Below are 20,428 nucleotides of genomic sequence, written 5' to 3'. Positions count from 1 at the left end.
AACTACGCCGAACCTTGCGGCGCAGCCGTATTGCCGCGGTCGCGACTCGCGTCGCTCCTACAGTCGGAATCGCAAGATCGACTCGTCTGGCGAGAACGCCGTACGCGCCAACTGCATCGGCAACAGCCGAACCAGGTCGCACCGCCCTAGCGGCGGCTACCTGTAGGAGCGGCGCAAGCCGCGACCGCGACAACGCAACTACGCCGAACCTTGCGACGCAGCCGCAATGCCGCGGTCGCGACTCGCGTCGCTCCTACAGTCGGAATCGCAGCATCGATTCGTCCGACGATTGCACCTCAGCGCAGCGGCCCGCTCGCGCTCACGCTACCCGCGAGCGCCGCGCGCGCGTGAGGTGCACCAGCAGCAGCGAGATCGCCGCCGGCGTCATGCCGGGAATGCGCTGCGCCTGCCCCACCGTCTGCGGCCGCACGCGTTCGAGCTTCTGCTGCGCCTCGGCCGACAGGCCGCGCACCGCGGCGTAGTCGAACGCTTCGGGAATCGGCGTGTTCTCGTTGCGCTGCTGGCGCTCGATCTCTTCGCGCTGGCGATCCAGATAACCGGCGTACTTCACCCCGATCTCGACCTGCTCGGCCACCTCGGCATCGCTCGCGCCCGGGCCCAGCGACGCCACCTGCATCAGCCGGGCGTAATCCAGTTCCGGCCGCTTGAGCAGGTCGCGCGCGCTGCTCTCGCGGCTGACCTCGATGCCCAGCGTCTGCGCCAGCTCGCGCCCCAGCGCGTTGTTCGGCGCCGCCCACACCGCGCCCAGCCGCGCGGTTTCGCGCTCCACCGCCTCGAGCTTGCGTTCGAACCGGCCCCAGCGCGCGTCGTCCACCAGCCCCATCTCGCGCGCCATCGGCGTCAGCCGCTGGTCGGCGTTGTCCTCGCGCAGCTGCAGGCGGTACTCGGCGCGCGAGGTGAACATGCGATAGGGCTCGCTGGTGCCGTGGGTGATCAGGTCGTCGACGAGCACGCCCAGGTAGGCCTGGTCGCGGCGCGGGCTCCAGCCCTCGACGCCGCGCACGAACCGCGCCGCGTTGAGCCCGGCCAGCAGCCCCTGCGCGGCCGCCTCTTCGTAGCCGGTGGTGCCGTTGATCTGGCCGGCGAAGAACAACCCGGCCACGGACTTGGTCTCCAGCGTGCTCTTGAGCCCGCGCGGGTCGAAGAAATCGTATTCGATGGCATAGCCCGGCCGGGTCAGGTGGGCGTGCTCGAAACCGCGGATCGAACGCACCAGCGCCAGCTGCACGTCGAACGGCAGCGAGGTCGAGATGCCGTTGGGATAGATCTCGAACGTCTCCAGCCCTTCGGGCTCGACGAAGATCTGGTGGCTGGCCTTCTCGGCGAAGCGCACCACCTTGTCCTCGATCGAGGGGCAGTAGCGCGGGCCGATGCCCTCGATCTGGCCGGTGTACAGCGGCGAGCGGTCGAGCGCGCCGCGGATGATCTCGTGGGTCTGCTCGCGGGTGTGGGTGATCCAGCACGAAACCTGACGCGGATGGTCGGCGGCGCTGCCGATGAAGGACATGACCGGACGCGGATCGTCGCCCGGCTGCTCCTCCATCACCGAGTAGTCCAGGCTGCGCCCATCGATGCGCGGCGGCGTGCCGGTCTTGAGCCGGTCGACCACGAACGGCCCTTCGCGCAGGCGCGCGGCCAGCGCGGTCGCCGGCGGGTCGCCGGCGCGGCCGGCGGCGTAGGTGGTCTGGCCGACGTGGACCTTGCCGGCGAGGAAGGTGCCGGCGGTCAGCACCACCGCCGGCGCGCGGAAACGCAGGCCGGTTTGGGTAAGCACGCCGGCGACGCGGCCGGCATCGAATTCGATGTCGTCGACCGCGGCCTGGAACAGGCTCAGCCCCGGCTGCGCCTCGACCGCGCGGCGGATGAAGGCGCGGTACAGCGCGCGGTCGGCCTGGCAGCGGGTGGCGCGCACCGCCGGGCCCTTGCTGGCGTTGAGCCGGCGCCACTGGATGCCGGCGGCATCGGCGGCGCGGCCCATGATCCCGCCCATCGCATCGATTTCCTTGACCAGATGGCCCTTGCCGATGCCGCCGATGGCCGGGTTGCAGCTCATCGCGCCGACGGTTTCGATCGAATGGGTCAGCAGCAGGGTGCGCGCGCCGGCGCGCGCGGCGGTCAGCGCGGCCTCGGTCCCGGCATGGCCGCCGCCCACCACGATGACGTCGAATTGGTAGAAGGAGTCGGACACGGCAGCGGGATTCGGAAGGAGGAAGTCGGGCGCGGGGCTCGGCAATCGCCAGCCGCGCGGCAGGCGCTATTTTCGCACGCTCCGGCCGAGCAGGCCGTCAGGCCGGTTTCGCGGGCCGCCGCGCCGCCCTCGCCCGGCATCCACCGCGCCCGAAGTTGGCATAGTTCATGCTTGAGTTATCCATGCACCTTGCGGGGCAGGCGCTAGACGCCGGCTGGAATTGGAACAGGGGCTGGCCAAGCGCTCGCGGGGGAAGCCGGGGGCCGAATGTCGGGGGACATTCGGCCCCTTTTTATTGTCTGCGTTCCGGCCCTCGCCGGCCTGTCCCGCGCCCACGCGGCGACCGCGGCGCCCGTTCCGGGCATTCGCCGCAACCCTTTGAAGCAAAAAGAAAAGCGCGCGTAGATACGCGCGCTTTTCGGTCGCGTCCGCGATGCGGAGCGGAATGGGCGCCGACGCCTGACGGGGACGGAACAGGGGGGATCCGTGATTCCTCGCCAGGCGCCGACATAGAAGCCTGTGCTTACCGAAAACGTCCAAATGCGACGTAAGCGGTCAGTAGCGGTAGATTGCTGTCACTCCGTCAGGAACGCAAGTGCGCACCGTTCCAGTTCCGACGAAAAAGGGGCCCGCAGGCCCCTTGTGGTGTCTCGAGCGGTCGCAAACGACCGATGGCCGGTGTCCGGCTCAGCCTGTTCAGCCGGATCAGCGCTCCACGTCGCGCCAGGCGCGGCCACCGTCGCGGCGCGCGGAGGGCATCGCCGGGGCACGCGGCGTCATCATTTGCGGCTGCGGCGTGGCACGCGGCTGGGGCAGGCTGCTGCCCGGATTGCGCGGGCCCCAGGCGCCGCCGCCGACCGGGCGGGTGTCGCGCCACGGCAGGCCGCCGTCGCTGCGCGGCGGCGGGTTGTGGTTCGACGGCGGGTTCGGCTGGTGCGGCCGGCCCGGACGGTTGGGGTAGTAGTAGCGCGGATAGCCGTAGTAATACGGATAGCCGCCGTAACCGCCGTAATACGGATTGCCGTAATAGCCGCCGTAACGGTAGCGGTACGACTCGCCGTACGGGTAATAGCCGTAGCCCGGCCCGTAGTAGTTGCCGTAGTAGTTGTAGTCGACGCTCGGCCGGCCGTAGTAGTACGAGCCCGGCCCACCGCCGCCGCGGACGGTGTAGTCGGAGACGCAGCCGGCCAGCAGGCCGGCTGCGAGAAGCGGAATTGTCAGTTTGCGGATCATGGCAGACCCCCCGGATAGGGTTTCAGAGTCTGCCTGAAGCATTGAACTCGGGCTTAACTCGGCCGACCCGCAAATGTCAGTTTCAGGCCGGTTCGGCCTGGGCCGCGTTGTCGCTCAGATCGATGTGGGGAGCCGCCTGCCTGGCCGTGGGGATCACGTCCGGCGGCTCGCAGCCGGTGAGCAGGACCAGGCTCAGAGCCAGACAGACCAAGAGTTTGCGCATGGGAGTTTCCCCTGTGATGGAGCGTCGTGGTGGGCCGGGCGCGGCTGCGTCCGGGTGGCGGGCGGCTGTCGTGGCCGATCGATCCGAGGGTCCAACCGCAACGCGGGCCGGCCGGGCCGGATACCGCCGTGCGGCGCGCATCCGATGCGCCTGCGCCCGTTCCGCGACCGAAACACCTGGCGGGTCGATCCATAAACTATCGATGAAGACCTGCGCGATTGCGGTACGGGTTCACATTCCTGGTTCATGAATCGTTGCCTGCGGCCGCGCGCGGACAGGCCCTTACCCCGCGCCGCGGGACGAACCCGGCGCGGCGCCGGCACAATTTCTGACAAATAGGGGATTGCGCCGACCCGCGTCGGCGCGGGAACCTTCAGCGGGCGCGCCGGGTCGCAACGACACGGCGGCGCCCGCGCGTCGGACGTCCGCGCGCCGCTCTTCTCTCTTCTCCCGGCCCGGTTATCGATGATCGAATTGGATGCGGTCCATCGTCGCTACGAAATGAACGGCCAGGCGGTGAATGCATTGGCCGGGGTGGACCTGAAGATCGGTGCGGGCGAGTTCGTCGCCATCACCGGCGCCTCCGGTTCGGGCAAGTCGAGCCTGCTCAACATCCTGGGCTGCCTGGACCGCCCGACCCGCGGCCGCTACCTGATCGAAGGCCGCGACGTCGCCGAGTTCGACGACGAGGCCGCCAGCGACATCCGCAACCGCCGCATCGGCTTCGTGTTCCAGAGCTTCCATCTGCTGCCGCGGCTGACCTTGCTGGAGAACGTGCTGCTGCCGCTGCGCTTCCACCGCCAGCCGCCGGCCGACGCGCCGCAGCGCGCGCGCGAGCTGCTGGCGCGGGTCGGCCTGGGCGAGCGCAGCGGCCACCGGCCCAGCGAGCTGTCCGGCGGCCAGCAGCAACGCGCCGCGATCGCCCGCGCGCTGCTGCTGCAGCCGGCGCTGCTGCTGGCCGACGAACCCACCGGCAACCTCGATTCCAAGAGCGCGGCCGACGTGCTCGACCTGATCGGCGAGGTCCACGCCGGCGGCCAGACCGTGGTGCTTGTGACCCACGACCGCGACCTGGCCGCGCGCGCGCCGCGCGAGGTGCGCCTGCACGACGGCAAGGTCGAACTGGACAGCGCGCATGACCGGGCGGCCTGAGCGCGTGGCCGCCGCCGTCGCCACGCTCGCCCTGGCCGCCGCGCTGGCGGCGCCGGCCGCGGGCGCGGTGGTGTTGACCGGTGAAGTGCGCTCGGTCGGCGCGCAGCAGATCTACACGCCGCAGGCCAACACCGCGCCGGTGTCGATCCGTTACTTCGTGCCGGAAGGGCAGGCGGTGAAGGCCGGCGAGGTGGTGCTGCGCATCGATCCGGGTCAGGCCGGCACCCAGATTCCCGAACTCGACGCCAAGATCGAGCAGGCCCGGGCCAAGTCGGCCAAGGAGCTGGCCGAGCTGGAAGTCAAGGCGGTCGACGCCGAAGTCGCGCTGGCCGAAGCCGATGCGGCGCTGGCCACGGCCAAGATCGAGGCGGCGATTCCGCGCGGACTGATCTCGCAGCTCGACTACGACCGCCACCAGGGCGAGCTGGACAAGACCACGCGCGAGCAGCGGCTCAAGCGCGAGCAGCTCGACGCCGCGCGCGCCGCGGTCGCGCGCCGGCGCCAGGACGGCGAGCTGGAAACGCGCAAGCTCGGCGTGCAGCGCGATTACTACGCCGCGCTGCTGCGCCAGTCGGAAGTGCGCGCCGAACGCGACGGCGTGGTCCTGCACGGCTTCAACAACAACTGGATCGGCGGGCGCATCGACGAAGGCAGCTCGACCATGCCCGGCAGCAAGGCCGGCGAAGTGGTCGGCAGCGGCGGCGCGATGCAGGTGCGCGCCTGGGCGCTGGAACCCGACCGCCCCGGCCTGCGCGTCGGCCAGGACGTGCAGCTGAGTTTCGACGCGCTGCCCAGGCGCGAACTGCGCGGGCGCATCAGCGCGATCGCCGGCGCGCCCGACCGCAAACCCGAATGGGGCGACGGGCGCTATTTCACCGTCGACATCGATCTGCCGAATAACCATGGCCTGGCCTTGCTGCCGGGCATGAGCGTGCGGGTGACCGCGGCCGGAGCGCGCCGATGAGCCGCGCCCTCGCCGTCGCCGCCGCGCTGGCACTGGCCTGCGCGAGCGCCGCCGCCGGCGCCGCCGCGCCGCTGCGCGTGGACGGCGAGGTGTATGCGCGCCGCTCCTCGGCGCTGATGCCGCCGAACATCGAGCGCATGTGGCAGTTCAGCATCACCCAGCTCGCGCCCGACGGCGCGCCGGTCAAGCGCGGCCAGGCGGTGATCAGCTTCGACAGCAGCGACGTGATCAAGCAGCTCACCGAAAAGCGCAGCCAGCTCAAGGAAAAACAGAGCGAGCTGCAGAAGCTCGACCTGGAGCTGGCCGACCGCGAACGCACCGAACGCCTGGCCACGGCCGAGGCGCAGGCCGCGCTGGAGAAAGCCAGGCGCAAGACCGAGCAGCCGGCCGAACTGATCGCCGGGGTCGAGTACCGCAAGCTGGTGGTCGCGCGCCAGCAGGCCGAACGCAAGTTCGAACTGGCGCGCAAGCGCGAGACGCTCTCGGCCGAGCAGCGCCGGCAGGAACGGCGCCTGCTGGCGTCCGAGCGCGACCAGCTGCAGGCCGATGTCGATCGCCTGCAGCGTTCGCAGCAGGCGCTGGAAGTGACCGCGCCGCGCGACGGGCTGATGATGCACCGGAGCAATTTCGAGGGCGAGAAATTCGATGTCGGCTCGCAGGTGTGGGTCGGCCAGACCGTGGCCGAGATTCCCGACATGAGCACGCTGGCGGTGCGCGCCGAACTGGCCGAGCGCGACCTGGGCCAGGTCAAGGTCGGCGCGCCGGTGCGGATCGTGGTCGAGGGCGGCGCCGGCAGCGTGGTGCGCGGCAAGGTCGCCTCGGTCGGGCGCGCGGTGCGCAGCAAATCGCAGGTGCAGCCGGTGCCGGTGCTGGACCTGGACGTGCAGCTCGACGATCCGCGCGCGCCGCTGCGGCCGGGGCAGGCGGTGCGGGTGGAGATCGCGGCTTCGGGGGCTGGCAAATGAAAAGCGGCGCTCGTGCTACGCGGTTTCTGCTGCGGTGCGGAGGCTGGGTTGTCCTGCCTCTTTGGTTGGCCGCCTGCTCGGGCGAAATCGCGCCGGCGGCGACCGAAACCGTCACGCCGGCGCCGCTGCGCCTGAGCGTGCGCGGCGAGGGCGAGCTCAAATCGGCCAAGGCCACGCCGCTCAACGTGCCGGGCCGCAACTGGGCCGCGCGCCAGGTCGAATGGATGCTGCCGGAAGGCAGCGCGGTCAAGAAGGGCGACCTGATCGCGCGCTTCTCCGCCGACCAGGGCAAGCAGGAGCTCGCCCAGACCTTGATCGACCTGCAGCGCAACCAGCTGGCCCGCGCGGCCAAGCAGGGCGACCTGGACACCGCGCAGAGCAAGGTCGCGGTCGACCTGGCCCAGGTCGCGGTGCAGTTGGCCATCGCCGAGCGCTACGCCAGCGCCGACCTCAGCACGATGGCGCGCAACGAAGTGCTCGACGCGGTGCAGGACCGCAGCTTCCTCACCGCCAAGCAGGACATCCTGCAATGGCAGCGCGGCCAGTCCGGCGTGCGCGGCGGCGCCGAGCTGGCGGTGCTCGACGCCCAGCGCGCGACCTTCGACATCGCCGCCAAGGCGCGCCAGTCCGACCTGGACGCGCTGGAACTGCGCGCGCCCAACGACGGCGTGCTGATGCTGGCGAGCAACTGGCAGGGCGACAAGGCCAACGTCGGCGCGACCCTGCGCGCCGGCTTCGACTACGGCAGCCTGCCCGACGCCTCGGCGATGGAGCTGGAACTGAGCCTGCCGCAGATCGAAGCGCAGGGCGTGCGGGTCGGCAATGCGGTGGAGATGTTCCCGGTCGGCCGGCCGCAGCAGAAGATCGTCAGCAAACTGTCCTGGGTCGCCAGCGCGGCCAAGGTGCGCAACCAGCAAAGCCCGGTGAAGTATCTGAGCATGAAGGCGCCGATTCCGGCCGAGGCGATCGCGCGCTACCAGCTGGTGCCGGGCCAGCAGCTGCAAGCGCGGGTGGTGCTGCTGGACGCGCCGCGCGCGCTCAGCGTGGCCAACGTCGCGGTCGACAGCGACGACGGCCGCGACTATGTGCGCGTGCGCGACGGCGCGGGTTTCCAGCGCCGCGCGGTCAAGCTCGGCGTGCGCGGGCCGGCGCGCTCGCAGGTGCTCTCGGGTTTGAAAGAAGGCGAGCAGGTGCTGCTGGCCGAGGCCGGCGCGATCGACGCGCCCACCGCCAAGGCCGAAGACGCGGCCAAGGACGCCGCCGAACAGGACAAGAACGCAGCGGCCAAGCCGCAGCCGGCGCGGGCGGTGGCGCGGTGAGCCGCGCGCTGGGCTGGCTGCCGCCGATCTGGCGCGAAGCGGTCGAGGAACTGTGGCGGCGCCGGCTGCGCACGCTGCTGACCTTGCTCGGCCTGATCTTCGGCGTCGGCGCGATCGTGGCGATGCAGGCGGTGGGCGAGGGCAGCCGGCGCGAGGCGTTGCGCCTGGTCGAAAGCCTCGGCCTGAACAACCTCATCGCCGAAGCCAAGCTGCAGCAGGACGAGAACAGCCTGCGCGAGATCCGCGCGCGCAGCCTCGGCCTGAGTCTGGCCGACGCCGACGCGGCGCTGGCGGTGGTCCCCGGCGCGCAGCGCTACGCCGCCGAAAAACCCATCCGCACCCACTCGGTGTTCAGCGACAGCGGCCACAGCGATGCCCAGGCCAGCGGCGTGAGCCCGGACTACTTCGAACTGTCGTCGCTGCGCGTGGCCAAGGGCCGCGCGCTGAACGCCGACGACGACCGCGCGCTGGCCGCGGTGGCGGTGCTCGGCCATCAGGCCGCGGCCGATCTGTTTCCCGGGGTCGATCCGCTCGGCCGCGATCTCAAGGTCAACCACGTGTGGCTGCAGGTCGTCGGCGTGCTCGCCGATCGCGACCTGAGCAAGGACCAGTTCGAAGGCGTGCAACTGGGGCTGGAGAGCAACCGCGTGTACGTGCCGCTGGCCAGCGCGCGCGCGCGGTTCAAGTTCAATCCGCAGGAAGACGAGATCGACCGCTTCCTGCTGCGCCTGGCCGATCCCTCGCAGCTGGCGGCCGGCGCGCGGGTGCTGTCGACGGTGCTCGGCCAGCGCCACGCCGGCAGCGCCGACTTCCGCCTGGTGGTGCCGCAGCAGCTGTTCCAGCAGCACCAGAAGACCCAGCGCATCTTCCGCGTGGTCATGGGCGCGATCGCCGGCGTCAGCCTGCTGGTCGGCGGCATCGGCATCATGAACATCATGCTCGCCAACGTGCTCGAACGGCGGCGCGAGATCGGCCTGCTGCGCGCGCTGGGCGCGCGCCGGCGCGACGTGGTCGCGCAGTTCCTGCGCGAGGCCACGGTGATCTGCGTGAGCGGCGCGGCGCTGGGCCTGCTGTTCGGCGTGCTGCTGGCCTACCTGATCGCCGCGTTCGCCGGCTGGCAGGTGGCCTGGGCGCCGATCCCGGTGCTGCTGTCGGCGACCTTCTGCGCCGCGGTCGGGCTGGCGTTCGGCGTGTATCCGGCGCGGCAGGCGGCGCGGCTGGATCCGATCGCGGCGTTGAGGCATGACTGAGGGGGAGCAAAAGCGGGATTGGGGATTGGGGAGGTGGAGTTGCGCCGGCTGGCGGGCGAGGTCGCCGTGAAGTTGTTGTAACGCGGGACTGAATCTACGCTCGCCGCGCAACCGCGGTTCCCCAATCCCTATTCCCTGATCCCGCTTTTGCGCTCCACACGCTACGCTTCGGCCATGAACGCCCAAAACTCCCCGACGCTCGACACCGCCGCCCCCACCTACACCGACATCCTCGCCGCCGCCGCGCGCATCGCGCCGCACGCGCACGCCACCCCGGTGCTGACCTCGCGCGCGCTGGACGAACTGGCCGGCTGCCGGCTGCACTTCAAATGCGAGAACCTGCAGCGCGGCGGCGCGTTCAAGTTCCGCGGCGCCTGCAATGCGGTGTTCTCGCTCAGCGACGAGCAGGCCGCGCGCGGCATCGTCACCCAGAGCTCGGGCAACCACGGCGGCGCCATCGCCCTGGCCGCGCGCCTGCGCGGCGCACGCGCCACCGTGGTCGCGCCGCACAACACGCCCAAGGTCAAGCTCGCCGCGATCCGCGCCTACGGCGCCGACGTCGTGTTCTGCGAACCGGCGCAGTCCGCGCGCGACGAAACGACCGCGCAGGTGCTGGCCGACACCGGCGGCGTGCTGGTGCATCCGTTCAACGACCCGCGGGTGATCGCGGGGCAGGGCACCGCGACCCTGGAACTGATGGCCGCCGCGCCCGGCCTGGACGCGGTGATCGCGCCGGTCAGTGGCGGCGGCCTGCTCTCGGGCACCGCCATCGCCGCGCTCGGCGGCGACCCGGCCATCGCGGTCTACGGCGCCGAACCGCAGGGCGCGCGCGACGCCCACGACTCGCTGGCCGAAGGCCGGCGCATCACCGGCCGCGCCACCGACACCGTCTGCGACGGACTGCGCGCGGAACTGGGCACGCTCACCTTTCCTATCCTTCGCTCACATGTGCGCGAGGTGCTGCTGGTCGACGACGCCCAGGCGATCGCGGCGATGCGGCTGATCTGGGAACGCATGAAGCTGGTGGTCGAACCCTCCGGCGCGGTGCCGCTGGCGGCGGTGCTCGCGCATCGCGAGGTTTTCGCCGGACGCAGCGTCGGCCTGATCGTCTCCGGCGGCAATGTGGACCTCGATCAGGCGGCGCATTGGTTCGCCGCGCAGGCGTCGTGACCGGTTCCCGATTCGCTTTGCGTTTGTTATGCGGCGCACGTTGAGAGCAAGTACACGCGCCGCATAAAAAGCCTCAAAACCAGGGCTTTTCTGTGATCTGCGTTAGTGTTTTTTGTTAACGCAACTGGCACGCTGCGCCATCGCGCGCCAGTCCCTGTCATGCCGCGCGGACCGCCCCATCCGGGCGATGCCGACCCGTGCACAGGCCAGGGGAGTTCTGCATGGTGGATGTCGAGTTTCGCGTGGTTTCCGAGCGCCGCGACGGCCTGCTGCTGGCCCTGGGCCAGGTCGTCATCGCCAACGGATTCACCCTGCTGCGCCAGCGCATGCTCAACAGCGACGAAGGCGTGGTGTTGGTGATGGTGGTGCGCGGGCCGGCCGACCAATTGCTGGTGCTGGAAGAGAAGCTGGGCACCCATCACCTGGTGCAGAGCTTCGAAGCCTCGCCCTACGAAGGCGCGCCGAGCGCGCCGCCGCCGGTCGCGCGCGCCAACGGCCACAACGGCCACGGCGACGGCCATGCGCCGCCCGTCGCGACACCGGCGCCCGCGCAGGCCGCGCCGGCGCCCGCGGGAGCCGCGCCGATCGACCTGCAGCGGGTGGAAACGCTGCTGCCGCAGCTCGCCCGCAACTACCCCAACATCCTGCTGCAGCTGGTCGCGCTGGAGCGCGAGCTGCCGCCGGCCCAGCGCGAGGCGACCTTGCGCTACATCGGCCAGCGCGTCGGCGCCTGGGTCTACAAGCGCGACTTCGCGCTCGGCGGACAGCTGCCGCTGGGCGACTCGGTGCGCCGCATCGCCCTGCCGGCGATGCGTCAGCTGGTCCAGGCCGAGCTGCAGGACGACGTCTTGCGCGTGCGCAACAGCCCCTTCTGCCATCGCGGCGAACATGGCGAGTGCTGCCATTTCCTGCGCGGCATGCTCGGCGGCCTGCTCGAAGGCCAGCACGGCGGCAACGTGCGGGTGGTCGAAAGCCAGTGCCGCAACACCGGCGCGGAGACCTGCCGGTTCGAATTCGAAACCTGACCGGACAGACCGGTCGACCGCCGCGGCCGGGATCGCCGCGGCCCACGCGCCGACGCACGCGCCGGCGTGGGATGTCGCCTTGGCGCGGGACAGCGCCCGGGCGGCCGATTGCTGTTCATCCCTGCCTTACCACCCATCCACCAGGGGGTTCGCCATGCCGCTCGACCAAGCCATCCAATGCGTCCACGATCCGTTGCTCGTGATCCTGTCCTATGTGGTGTCGGTGCTGGGATCGTTCACCGCCCTGCAGTTGGCCATCGCCATCCCCGGCTCGACCGGCGCGGCGCGCTGGCGCGCGATCACCGCCGCCGGCATCGCCATGGGCGGCGGCGCGATCTGGGCGATGCACTTCATCGCCATGCTCGCCTGCCGCATGAACGTGGAAGTCACCTACGACCTGCCCGTGACCCTGGGCTCGGCGGCGATCGCGGTGGTGTCGTGCATGGCCGGCCTGGCCATCGCCGGCAGCGGCGTCTTCAACTGGGGCAAGCTGATCGTCGGCGGCGTGCTGATGGGCCTGGGCGTCACCGGCATGCACTACGCCGGCATGGCCGCGATGGTGATGCCGGCCGACACCGTCTACAACAGCTCGCTGCTGGTGGCCTCCGGCGCGATCGCCGTGGTCGCCTCGATCGTCGCGCTGTGGCTGGCGTTCAACCTGCGCGGCTGGGGCCAGATGCTCGGCAGCGCGCTGGTGATGGGCGTGGCGGTGTGCGGCATGCACTACACCGGCATGCTCGCGGCCAGCTTCATCCCGGACAAGAGCGCGGCCGCCGCCGGCGGCGTCAGCGGCGGCTACCTGGGCGTGGGCATCTTCGTGGTCACCACCGCGCTGCTGGCGGCGGTGCTGACGATCAGCCTGCTGCGCCAGCGGCAGCGCGCGATGGTGCGGATTTGACGTCGCGGGTTTGACGATGCGGATTTGAAGCCGGCGATCCGATGAGCAAGGGGCCGGCGGCGCCCGTCTTCGACATCGCTCGCTTGCGGGCGCAACACGGCCCGGCGCTCGCAGCGCCGGGCCGTACGCGTTGGGGGGAGGGCCTTCAGGCCCGATGCGCTTGGCTCGGGTCGCTTCGCAGGCCCGGAGCGAAAAGCATCGGGCCTGAAGGCCCTCCCACAAAAGCTGGGTTTGCAGGCCCTCCCAGAAAGCTGGGTTTGCAGGCCCTGCTACAAACGCCGCGAATGCGCGGCCGTCTCGTCGCGCCGGCGCGAATGCGCGATCATTCGCCTGCCCCGCAACGCAGGACGATCGACGATGACCGAAAGCCTCCGCCGCCACGATCTGGCCACCGAACTGGTGTTGTCCTACTACGCCGCCTTCAACCGCGGCGACTGGGACGGCATGCTCGCCACGCTCGGCGACGGGGTGATCCACGACCTCAACCAGGGCGCGCGCGAAACCGGCCGCGATGCGTTCGCGGCGTTTCTGCAGCGGATGTCGCGGCACTATCGCGAGCAATTGCGCGACATCGTCGCGATGGCCTCGCCGGACGGGACGCGCGCGGCGGCGGAGTATGTGGTGCACGGCGAATACACGGTCACCGATCCGGGCCTGCCGGACGCGCGCGGGCAGAAGTACGTGCTGCCGGGCGGGGCATTCTTCGAGATCCGCGAGGGCAAGATCCAGCGCGTGACCAATTACTACAACCTCGATCACTGGGTGGCGCAGGTCGGCGGCTAAGCTCGCGCACTGCGCTCAAGGATCGATCACGCTCGCGCTGATCGAGCTGAAGTAGCGCACCGCGTAACCCTCGCCCAGTTCCTGCCGCAGGCACCGCCAAAGCACGCGGCCTTCCTCGTCGAAGGCGTGCAGGTCGCGCTCGCTGGCAAAACCCGAACGGGCGGGATCGTCGCGATCGAGCGTGGCGTCGTAGGCGTCCTCCCAACGGTGGATTCGCGCCTTCAGCTGCGCCGATATCGGCAGCGCGTCGGCATCCAGGTTGGCGACGGCGTTCTCGTCCCAGAGCGCGAAGCACTCGTAGTCCGGCATCAGCTTGATGCGCTGCATCGGGTCTCCCGCCAGAACGGCGAACCCGGCCGGGTCCGGCGACACGATAACCCGCCGGGCCCGCTGCGATGCCTGCGAAAAAGCCGACGAGTCGGCCGCAGCGGCTGCGGCGCGGGCGCGCTACCAGTCGCGCCTGCGCGCTGCGCGGGGGCCGGAACCCGTGGCCGTGCGCGCATTGCCGCCGCGACCGGCCCGTCGGACCGAGGAAAGCGGCGTCGCGGCCTGCGCGGCCGCGACTTGGGCCAGGCACCGACCGCCCGGGACGCGCTGGGCGAACCCCACCGCGAGGAGCGCGCAGCGCGTCCCGGGCGAATCGATTCCGGTGGGCCGGCGCGACGCAACGGTCGCGCCGGCGGCGATCAAAAAGACCGACGAGCGGCCTGCGGCGGAGAGAGGGGGAGGGGCCGGCCGCAGGCCGGGGTCGTCGGTCGGGAAAGCGGAGAAGGCAGGAGCGGGGTTGGGGGTTGGGGCACTGTGGGTGCGCCGGTGGTTGAGCGATCGCGGGGCACCCGGCGGCCGCATCGGCGCTGCCCAGGCGCACCGCGTGCGACCCGCCGCAACGCCTCCACAGTTCCCTGACCCCTAGTCCCTGATCCCGCTCCTCAATTCCGCGCCACCCCCTCGCGCACCGGCTCGCGCGCCGGCCAGCCGCCCGCCATCGCCTTGTACAGCGCGATGGCGCCGGTGACCGAGCGGGTGCGGCCGTCGGCGAAGGCGTCCTGCGCCTGCAGCTGGGTGCGTTCGGCGTCGAGCACTTCGAACAGGTCGGCGGCGCCGGCCTCGTAGCGCACGCGCGCGAGCTTGGCGGCCTTGAGGCTGTCCTGCGCGGCGCGCTCCAGGTGCTGGTCCTCGACCCGCGCGCGGGCATAGCGCACCAGCGCGTTCTCGGTGTCTTCCAGCGCCAGCAGCACGCTTTGCTGGTAGCGCGCCAGCTCGCCTTCGGCGCTGGCGTCGGCGGCCTTGATCCGCGAACGCACCCGGCCGATGTCGAGGAACGACCAGTCGATGCCGAGCGCGACCAGGCGGGTTTCGCTGGCGCGTTCGAACAGCGCGCTGGTGTCGATGGCCTGCGAACCGATCAGCCCCGACAGGGTGAAGCGCGGGAACAGATCGGCGGTGGCCACGCCGATGCGCGCAGTGGCCGCGTGCAGGCGGTGCTCGGCGGCGGCGACGTCGGGACGGCGGCGCAGCAGTTCGCCCGGCGTGCCGGCATCCAGCCGCGCCGGCAGCGCCGGCAGCGGCGTCGCCTGGTCGAGCTCGGCGATCAGCGCGTCGGGCGTCTGCCCGGTCAGCACCGCGAGGCGGTGCTGGGTGACCGCGACCTGGGCTTCCAGGTTCGGCACCCGCGCCAAGGTCGCTTCGAGCTGGGCGCGCGCGCGCGCGGTGTCGAACTCGGTGCCGCGGCCGGCGTCGAAGCGCGCCTGCACCAGGCGCAGGGTCTCGGTCTGGTTCTCGGCGTTCTCGCGCGCGACCCGCAGGCGTTCCTGCAGGCCGCGCAGCTCGACGTAGCTGCGCGCCACTTCGCCGACGATGGACACCTGCATCGCCTGCAGGTCGGCCGCGCTGGCCCAGGTGTCGGCGCGCTGCGACTCGATGTTGCGGCGCACCCGGCCGAACACGTCCAGCTCCCAGCTCACGTTGGCCTGGGCGCTGTAGCTCTCGTTGTCGCGGCCGCGGTTGTCCACGCCCGGCATCTGGTCGCTGCTGGAGCGGGTGTCGCTGCCGCTGGCGCTGCCGGTGATGGTCGGGAAACGGTCGAACTTGGCGCCGCGCAGCAAGGCGTTGGCGCGGTCGTAGTTGGCCAGGGCGATGCGCAGGTCGTGGTTGGCGCTGAGCGACTCCTCGACCAGGTGGGTGAGCACCGGGTCGTTGAAGTTCTGCCAGAACTCGGCGGCCGGATCCGGCGCGGCGGCGCCGTCGGTGGCCGCTTGCGCGTCGGCGCGGGCGAACGCCTCCGGCGTGGCCAGGGTCGGCCGGACATAGTCCGGACCGACCGCGCAGGCGGCCAACGCGAGCGTCAGCAACGCGACCGCGGGGAGTTTCAAATTACGCATGGACGGTCTCCGAAACATTGTGGTGGTCGCCGTGCGAGACCAGCTTGTTGCCGACCATCTTGCGCAGCGCCACGTAGAACACCGGGGTCAGGAACAGACCGAACAGGGTCACGCCGAGCATGCCGGCGAACACGGTGATGCCGGTGACCGAGCGGACCTCGGCGCCGGCGCCGTGCGACAGCACCAGCGGCACGGTGCCGGCGATGAAGGCGATCGAGGTCATCACGATCGGACGCAGGCGCAGGCGGCAGGCTTCCAGCGCGGACTCGACGATGCCCTTGCCCTGCAGTTCCAGCTCGCGGGCGAACTCGACGATCAGGATCGCGTTCTTGCACGCCAGGCCCATCAGCACCACCAGGCCGACCTGCACGAACACGTTGTTGTCGCCGCCGGTCAGCTTGACGCCGAGCAGGGCCGAGAGCATGCACATCGGCACGATCAGGATCACCGCCAGCGGCAGGGTCCAGCTTTCGTACAGCGCGGCCAGCACCAGGAACGCCAGCAGGATCGCGAGCGGGAACACGATCATCGCCGCGTTGCCCTGGCTGGCCTGCTGGTAGCTCAGGTCGGTCCACTCGATCTCCATGCCGTTGGGCAGGACCTTGGCGGCCACGTCCTTGACCACGTCCATCGCCTGCGCCGAGGACATCACGCGCGGGTCGACGTCGCCGGCGATGTCGGCGGCCGGGTAGCCGTTGTAGCGCAGCACCGGGTCGGGGCCGAAGGTCTGCTTGATGGTGACCATCGAACCGATCGGCACCATCTCGCCGCGGTCGTTGCGGGTACGCAGGTTGGCGATGTCCTCGACGCTGTCGCGGAAGTTGCCGTCGGCCTGGGCGATGACCTGCCAGGTGCGGCCGAACTGGTTGAAGTCGTTGACGTAGGCCGAGCCCAGGTAGGTCTGCAACGTGTCGAACAGCTCGGTTAGCGGCACGCCTTGCGCCTTGGCCTTGACGCGGTCGACTTCGGCGTCGAGCTGCGGCACGTTGGCCTGGTAGGTGCTGTTGGCGTAGCCCATGCCCGGGGTCTGCATGATCGTGCCCTGGAACGCGCTGACCGCGTTCTGCAGCGCGCCGTAGCCGAGGTTGTTGCGGTCCTGGATGAACATCTGGTAGCCCGCGCCGTTGCCCAGGCCGAGGATCGGCGGCGGCATCAGCGCGAAGGTGAAGCCTTCCTGGAAGCCGGCGATCTTCTGGTTCAGCTCGGCGGTGATCTCCACCGCGCTGCGGTGACGCTCGCTGAAGGGCTTGAGCGGCAGGAACGCCACGCCGGTGTTGGGCGTGTTGGTGAACTGCACCGCGTTGAGGCCCGGGAAGGCGATCGAGTGCTGCACGCCTTCGGTCTTCATCGCAACGTCGGTCACCTTGCTCAGCAGGGCGTCGGTGCGCGCGATGGAGGAGCCTTCGGGCAGCTTGACCGCGGCGATCAGGTACAGCTTGTCCTGCAGCGGGATGAAGCCGGCCGGCACGATCTTGAACATGAAGCCGGTGGCCACCAGCAGCACCGCGTAGACCACGAACACCGCGCCGCGCTTGCCCAGGGTGCGCGAGACCGCGCCCTGGTACTTCTCCGAGCTGGAGGCGAAGAAGCGGTTGAACGGACGGAACAGCCAGCCGAACAGACGGTCGATCAAACGCGTCGGCGCGTCCTTGGGCGCGTCGTGCGGCTTGAGCAGGCGCGCGGCCAGGGCCGGCGACAGGGTCAGCGAGTTAATCGCCGAGATCACCGTGGAGATGGCGATGGTCACCGCGAACTGCTTGTAGAACTGGCCGGTCACGCCCGACAAGAACGCCATCGGCACGAACACCGCGCACAGCACCAGCGCGATCGCCACGATCGGGCCGGACACTTCCTTCATCGCCTGGTGCGCCGCGTCGAGCGGGCTCAGGCCTTCCTCGATGTTGCGCTCGACGTTCTCCACCACCACGATCGCGTCGTCGACGACGATGCCGATCGCCAGCACCAATCCGAACAGGCTCAGGGTGTTGATCGAGAAGCCCAGCAGGTACAGCGCGGAGAACGTGCCCACCACCGACACCGGCACCGCGATCAACGGAATGATCGAGGCGCGCCAGGTCTGCAGGAACAGGATCACCACCAGCACCACCAGCAGCACCGCTTCCAGCAGGGTCGAGACCACCGCCTTGATCGAGTCGCGCACGAAGATGGTGGTGTCGTACACCGCTTCGTACTTGATGCCTTCCGGGAACGACTTGGAGAGCTGGTTCATCGTCGCGATGACCTGCTCCTGGATCTGCAGCGCGTTCGCGCCCGGCGCCTGGAAGATGCCGATGCCGACCGCGTTCTTGCCGTCGAGCTGCGAGCGCAGGCTGTAGTCGCCGGCGCCCAGTTCCAGGCGGGCGACGTCGGACAGCCGCACCACTTCGCCGTCGTCGCCGCGCTTGATCACGATCTCGCCGAATTCCTTCTGGTCGCGCAGGCGGCCCTGGGCGTTGATCAGGGTCAGGAAGTCGCTGCTGTTGGGCATCGGCTCGGCGCCGAGCTGGCCGGCGGAGACCTGCACGTTCTGCTCGCGCATGGCGCGGACCACGTCGCCGGCGGTGAGGCCGCGCGAGGCGATCTTGTCCGGGTCGAGCCAGGCGCGCATGGCGTAGTCGCCGCCGCCGAAGATCTGCGCGTCGCCGACGCCCGACAGGCGCGCCAGGCTGTCCTTGACGTGCAGGCGGGCGTAGTTGCGCAGGTACAGGGTGTCGTACTTGCCGTTGGGCGAGGTCAGGTGCACCACCATCAGGAACACCGGCGACTGCTTCTGCGTGGTCACGCCCTGGCGGCGCACGTCCTCGGGCAGTCGCGCCAGCGCCTGGCTGACCCGGTTCTGCACGCGCACGGCGGCGTCGTCGGCGTTGGTGCCGGGGCGGAAGGTCACGGTGGTGACCAGCACGCCGTCGGAGCCGGCGACCGACTTGATGTACATCATGTCTTCGACGCCGTTGATCGCTTCTTCGAGCGGCGTGGCGACGGTTTCGGCGATGACCTTGGGGTTGGCGCCCGGATAGACCGTGCGCACCACCACCGAGGGCGGCACCACTTCGGGATATTCGCTGATCGGCAGGATCGGAATCGCGATCAGGCCGGCGGCGAAGATCACGATCGACAGCACCGCGGCGAAGATCGGCCGGTCGATGAAAAACTTGGAAAAGTCCATGACGGATTCCTTGGTGCGGCGATGAGCCGCATGGGTCCCCGGCCGGGCCCGTGGGTTTGGGCCGGCCTTCGATTGCTTTTCGCGCCGGTCGGGCGAGCCGCTTTTTGCTCGTCATTCCCGCGAACGCAGGAATCCAGAGACATCAAGCGTTCTCGCCCGAAGAGCCCTGGGTCCCCGCCTTCGCGGGGACGACGGTAGGTGGGCCCGACCGGCGCTGGAAGGTGTCGCTAGCCCGACCTCACAAGGCCCCGGCCGCCGCGCCCGGCGCCGCGGGCGCCGGCGCCGGCGCGCCCATGGCGATGGTCTTGGGCTGCACCGGCATACCCGGGAAGAACACCTTCTGCACGCCGTGGACGATGACCTTGTCGCCCGGCGCCAGGCCCGACTGGACCACGCGCAGGCCGTCGATCATGCGGCCGAGCACCACGTCCTTGCGCACCGCCTCGTTCTTCGGGCCGAGCACGTAGACGTACTTGCGGTCCTGATCGGTCAGCACGGCCTTGTCGTCGACCAGCATCGCCTTGAACTGGCCGCTGCCTTCCAGCTGCACGCGCGCGAACAGGCCCGGGGTCAGCACGCGCTCTTCGTTCGGGACCACCGCGCGGGCGCGGATGGTGCCGGTGTTGGAGTCGAGCTGGTTGTCGGTGAAGTCGACGGTGCCGGCGTGCGGATAGCCGCTCTCGCCGGCCAGGCCGATCTTGACCGGGTTCTTGTCGCCGGAACGCTCGCCCTTGCGGGCCAGGTCGTTGTAGCGCAGGTAGGTCTGCTCGTCGGCCTCGAAGTACACGTACATCGGGTTCTGCGAGACCACCGTGGTCAGCACGGTCTGATCGGCCGAGGCGAGGTTGCCGGCGGTGATCAGGGCGCGGCCGGCGCGGCCGTCGATCGGCGAGCGCACTTCGGTGAAGGTCAGGTCGAGCTGGGCCGAGGCGACCGCGGCTTCGGCCGCGCGCACCGCGGCGTCGCCCTGGGTGCTGGCGGCGCGGCGGGTCTCGAACTCTTCGCGCGAGATCGCCTTGGCCTCGACCAGGGTCTGGGCGCGTTTGTCCTGGGTCTGGGCCAGGCGCGCTTCGGCGCGCGCGCGTTCCAGTTCGGCCTGGGCGCGGGCGAGCTCGGCGCGGTAGCGGCGCTGGTCGATCACGAACAGCAGGTCGCCTTTCTTGACGTCCTGGCCTTCCTTGTAGGCGACGCGATCCACGTAACCGCTGACGCGGGCGCGCAGTTCGACCGATTCGGGCGCGCTGACCCGGCCGGTGAACTCGTCCCACTGCCGGACCTGCTTGCTCAGGACCTGGGCGACGCTGACTTCCGGCGGCGGCGGCGCGCCGCCTTCGTGCGGAGCGGCCTGGCTGCCGCAACCGACGGCGGCCAGGGCGATGACGAGGCTCGCGGTCAACGCGAGCACGGAAAGCCCGACGCCGGGCTTGCCGGAGCGGACGGAGAAGTGATGGGTGCTCATCGTGGGGTGGGTTCCTGTTTGGGATTCGGTGCGGTCAGCGACTTCAGCAGGGCGCGCGCGTCGAGCAGACATCGTTGGCTCTTGTCGTCGGACGCACAGTCCGGTTCTTGCGCGGTTGCGGCGGCCGGGGTCTGAAGCGGGACCGTCTTGGGTAAGCAGTGCTGGCTGGCGGAAAGCGGGCTGGTAGGAGGGGAAGCGGCGGAACTCGGGGCGGGACTGGCGGGCGTTGCG

The 20,428-nt window shown here is 70.3% G+C and carries 16 protein-coding genes; 9 read left to right on the top strand and 7 right to left on the bottom strand.

The window, feature by feature from the left end:
- Positions 1-319: 319 nt before the first annotated feature.
- The 3 genes from mnmG to A7A76_RS17920 form a co-directional block, all read right to left on the bottom strand.
- Positions 320-2,209 carry a tRNA uridine-5-carboxymethylaminomethyl(34) synthesis enzyme MnmG gene (gene mnmG, locus A7A76_RS17930; RefSeq protein ID WP_206412483.1) on the bottom strand — a complete coding sequence of 630 codons (1,890 nt, stop codon included), beginning with the start codon at positions 2,207-2,209 and terminating at the stop codon, positions 320-322.
- A gap of 705 nt (positions 2,210-2,914) precedes the next feature.
- Positions 2,915-3,442, bottom strand: coding sequence for a hypothetical protein (locus tag A7A76_RS17925; protein ID WP_206412482.1), 528 nt, complete (start codon positions 3,440-3,442; stop codon positions 2,915-2,917).
- 82 nt (positions 3,443-3,524) lie between these two features.
- Entirely contained in the window at positions 3,525-3,665 is a 141-nt protein-coding gene (locus tag A7A76_RS17920) for a hypothetical protein (RefSeq protein WP_206412481.1), read from the bottom strand.
- Between the two features lie 465 nt (positions 3,666-4,130).
- Here A7A76_RS17920 and A7A76_RS17915 point away from each other — a divergent pair, with 465 nt between their 5' ends.
- The 9 genes from A7A76_RS17915 to A7A76_RS17875 all read left to right on the top strand — a co-directional run bounded on the left by A7A76_RS17915 (position 4,131) and on the right by A7A76_RS17875 (position 13,191).
- Positions 4,131-4,817: an ABC transporter ATP-binding protein gene (locus A7A76_RS17915; protein ID WP_206412480.1), complete on the top strand. Its 687-nt coding sequence runs from the start codon at positions 4,131-4,133 to the stop codon at positions 4,815-4,817.
- Complete coding sequence (locus A7A76_RS17910) at positions 4,801-5,781, top strand: HlyD family secretion protein (RefSeq protein ID WP_206412479.1); 981 nt, start codon at positions 4,801-4,803, stop codon at positions 5,779-5,781. The genes A7A76_RS17915 and A7A76_RS17910 overlap by 17 nt, the downstream gene beginning before the upstream one ends.
- Positions 5,778-6,746 (top strand): HlyD family secretion protein, encoded by a 969-nt coding sequence (locus A7A76_RS17905; RefSeq protein WP_206412478.1) that lies wholly within the window; start codon positions 5,778-5,780, stop codon positions 6,744-6,746. Before A7A76_RS17910 ends, A7A76_RS17905 begins: the two co-directional genes overlap by 4 nt.
- Positions 6,747-6,811: 65 nt before the next feature.
- Complete coding sequence (locus A7A76_RS17900; RefSeq protein WP_206412477.1) at positions 6,812-8,065, top strand: efflux RND transporter periplasmic adaptor subunit; 1,254 nt, start codon at positions 6,812-6,814, stop codon at positions 8,063-8,065.
- Positions 8,062-9,315, top strand: coding sequence for an ABC transporter permease (locus tag A7A76_RS17895; protein ID WP_343225360.1), 1,254 nt, complete (start codon positions 8,062-8,064; stop codon positions 9,313-9,315). The genes A7A76_RS17900 and A7A76_RS17895 overlap by 4 nt, the downstream gene beginning before the upstream one ends.
- 174 nt (positions 9,316-9,489) lie before the next feature.
- On the top strand, positions 9,490-10,485 hold the full coding sequence (locus tag A7A76_RS17890; protein WP_206412476.1) for a pyridoxal-phosphate dependent enzyme: 996 nt from the start codon (positions 9,490-9,492) through the stop codon (positions 10,483-10,485).
- Between the two features lie 221 nt (positions 10,486-10,706).
- On the top strand, positions 10,707-11,510 hold the full coding sequence (locus A7A76_RS17885; RefSeq protein ID WP_206412475.1) for a V4R domain-containing protein: 804 nt from the start codon (positions 10,707-10,709) through the stop codon (positions 11,508-11,510).
- Positions 11,511-11,664: 154 nt separating this feature from the next.
- Complete coding sequence (locus tag A7A76_RS17880; protein WP_206412474.1) at positions 11,665-12,408, top strand: MHYT domain-containing protein; 744 nt, start codon at positions 11,665-11,667, stop codon at positions 12,406-12,408.
- Positions 12,409-12,765: 357 nt separating this feature from the next.
- Entirely contained in the window at positions 12,766-13,191 is a 426-nt protein-coding gene (locus A7A76_RS17875; RefSeq protein WP_206412473.1) for a ketosteroid isomerase-related protein, read from the top strand.
- 15 nt (positions 13,192-13,206) lie between these two features.
- On the opposite strand, the gene A7A76_RS17870 is transcribed toward A7A76_RS17875, so the two are convergent.
- The 4 genes from A7A76_RS17870 to A7A76_RS17855 all read right to left on the bottom strand — a co-directional run bounded on the left by A7A76_RS17870 (position 13,207) and on the right by A7A76_RS17855 (position 20,197).
- Positions 13,207-13,518: a hypothetical protein gene (locus tag A7A76_RS17870; protein WP_206412472.1), complete on the bottom strand. Its 312-nt coding sequence runs from the start codon at positions 13,516-13,518 to the stop codon at positions 13,207-13,209.
- A gap of 602 nt (positions 13,519-14,120) precedes the next feature.
- Positions 14,121-15,572: an efflux transporter outer membrane subunit gene (locus A7A76_RS17865; protein WP_206412471.1), complete on the bottom strand. Its 1,452-nt coding sequence runs from the start codon at positions 15,570-15,572 to the stop codon at positions 14,121-14,123.
- Positions 15,565-18,738, bottom strand: a complete 3,174-nt coding sequence (locus A7A76_RS17860) for an efflux RND transporter permease subunit (RefSeq protein ID WP_206412470.1) — start codon at positions 18,736-18,738, stop codon at positions 15,565-15,567. Before A7A76_RS17860 ends, A7A76_RS17865 begins: the two co-directional genes overlap by 8 nt.
- A gap of 238 nt (positions 18,739-18,976) precedes the next feature.
- Complete coding sequence (locus A7A76_RS17855) at positions 18,977-20,197, bottom strand: efflux RND transporter periplasmic adaptor subunit (protein WP_206412469.1); 1,221 nt, start codon at positions 20,195-20,197, stop codon at positions 18,977-18,979.
- Between the last annotated feature and the right edge of the window lie 231 nt (positions 20,198-20,428).

Source organism: Lysobacter enzymogenes (assembly GCF_017168095.1).
Classification (GTDB): Bacteria; Pseudomonadota; Gammaproteobacteria; order Xanthomonadales; family Xanthomonadaceae; genus Lysobacter; species Lysobacter enzymogenes_D.
Note: the sequence above shows the minus strand (reverse complement) of the source record. Positions and strands in the feature narration are given on the sequence as shown.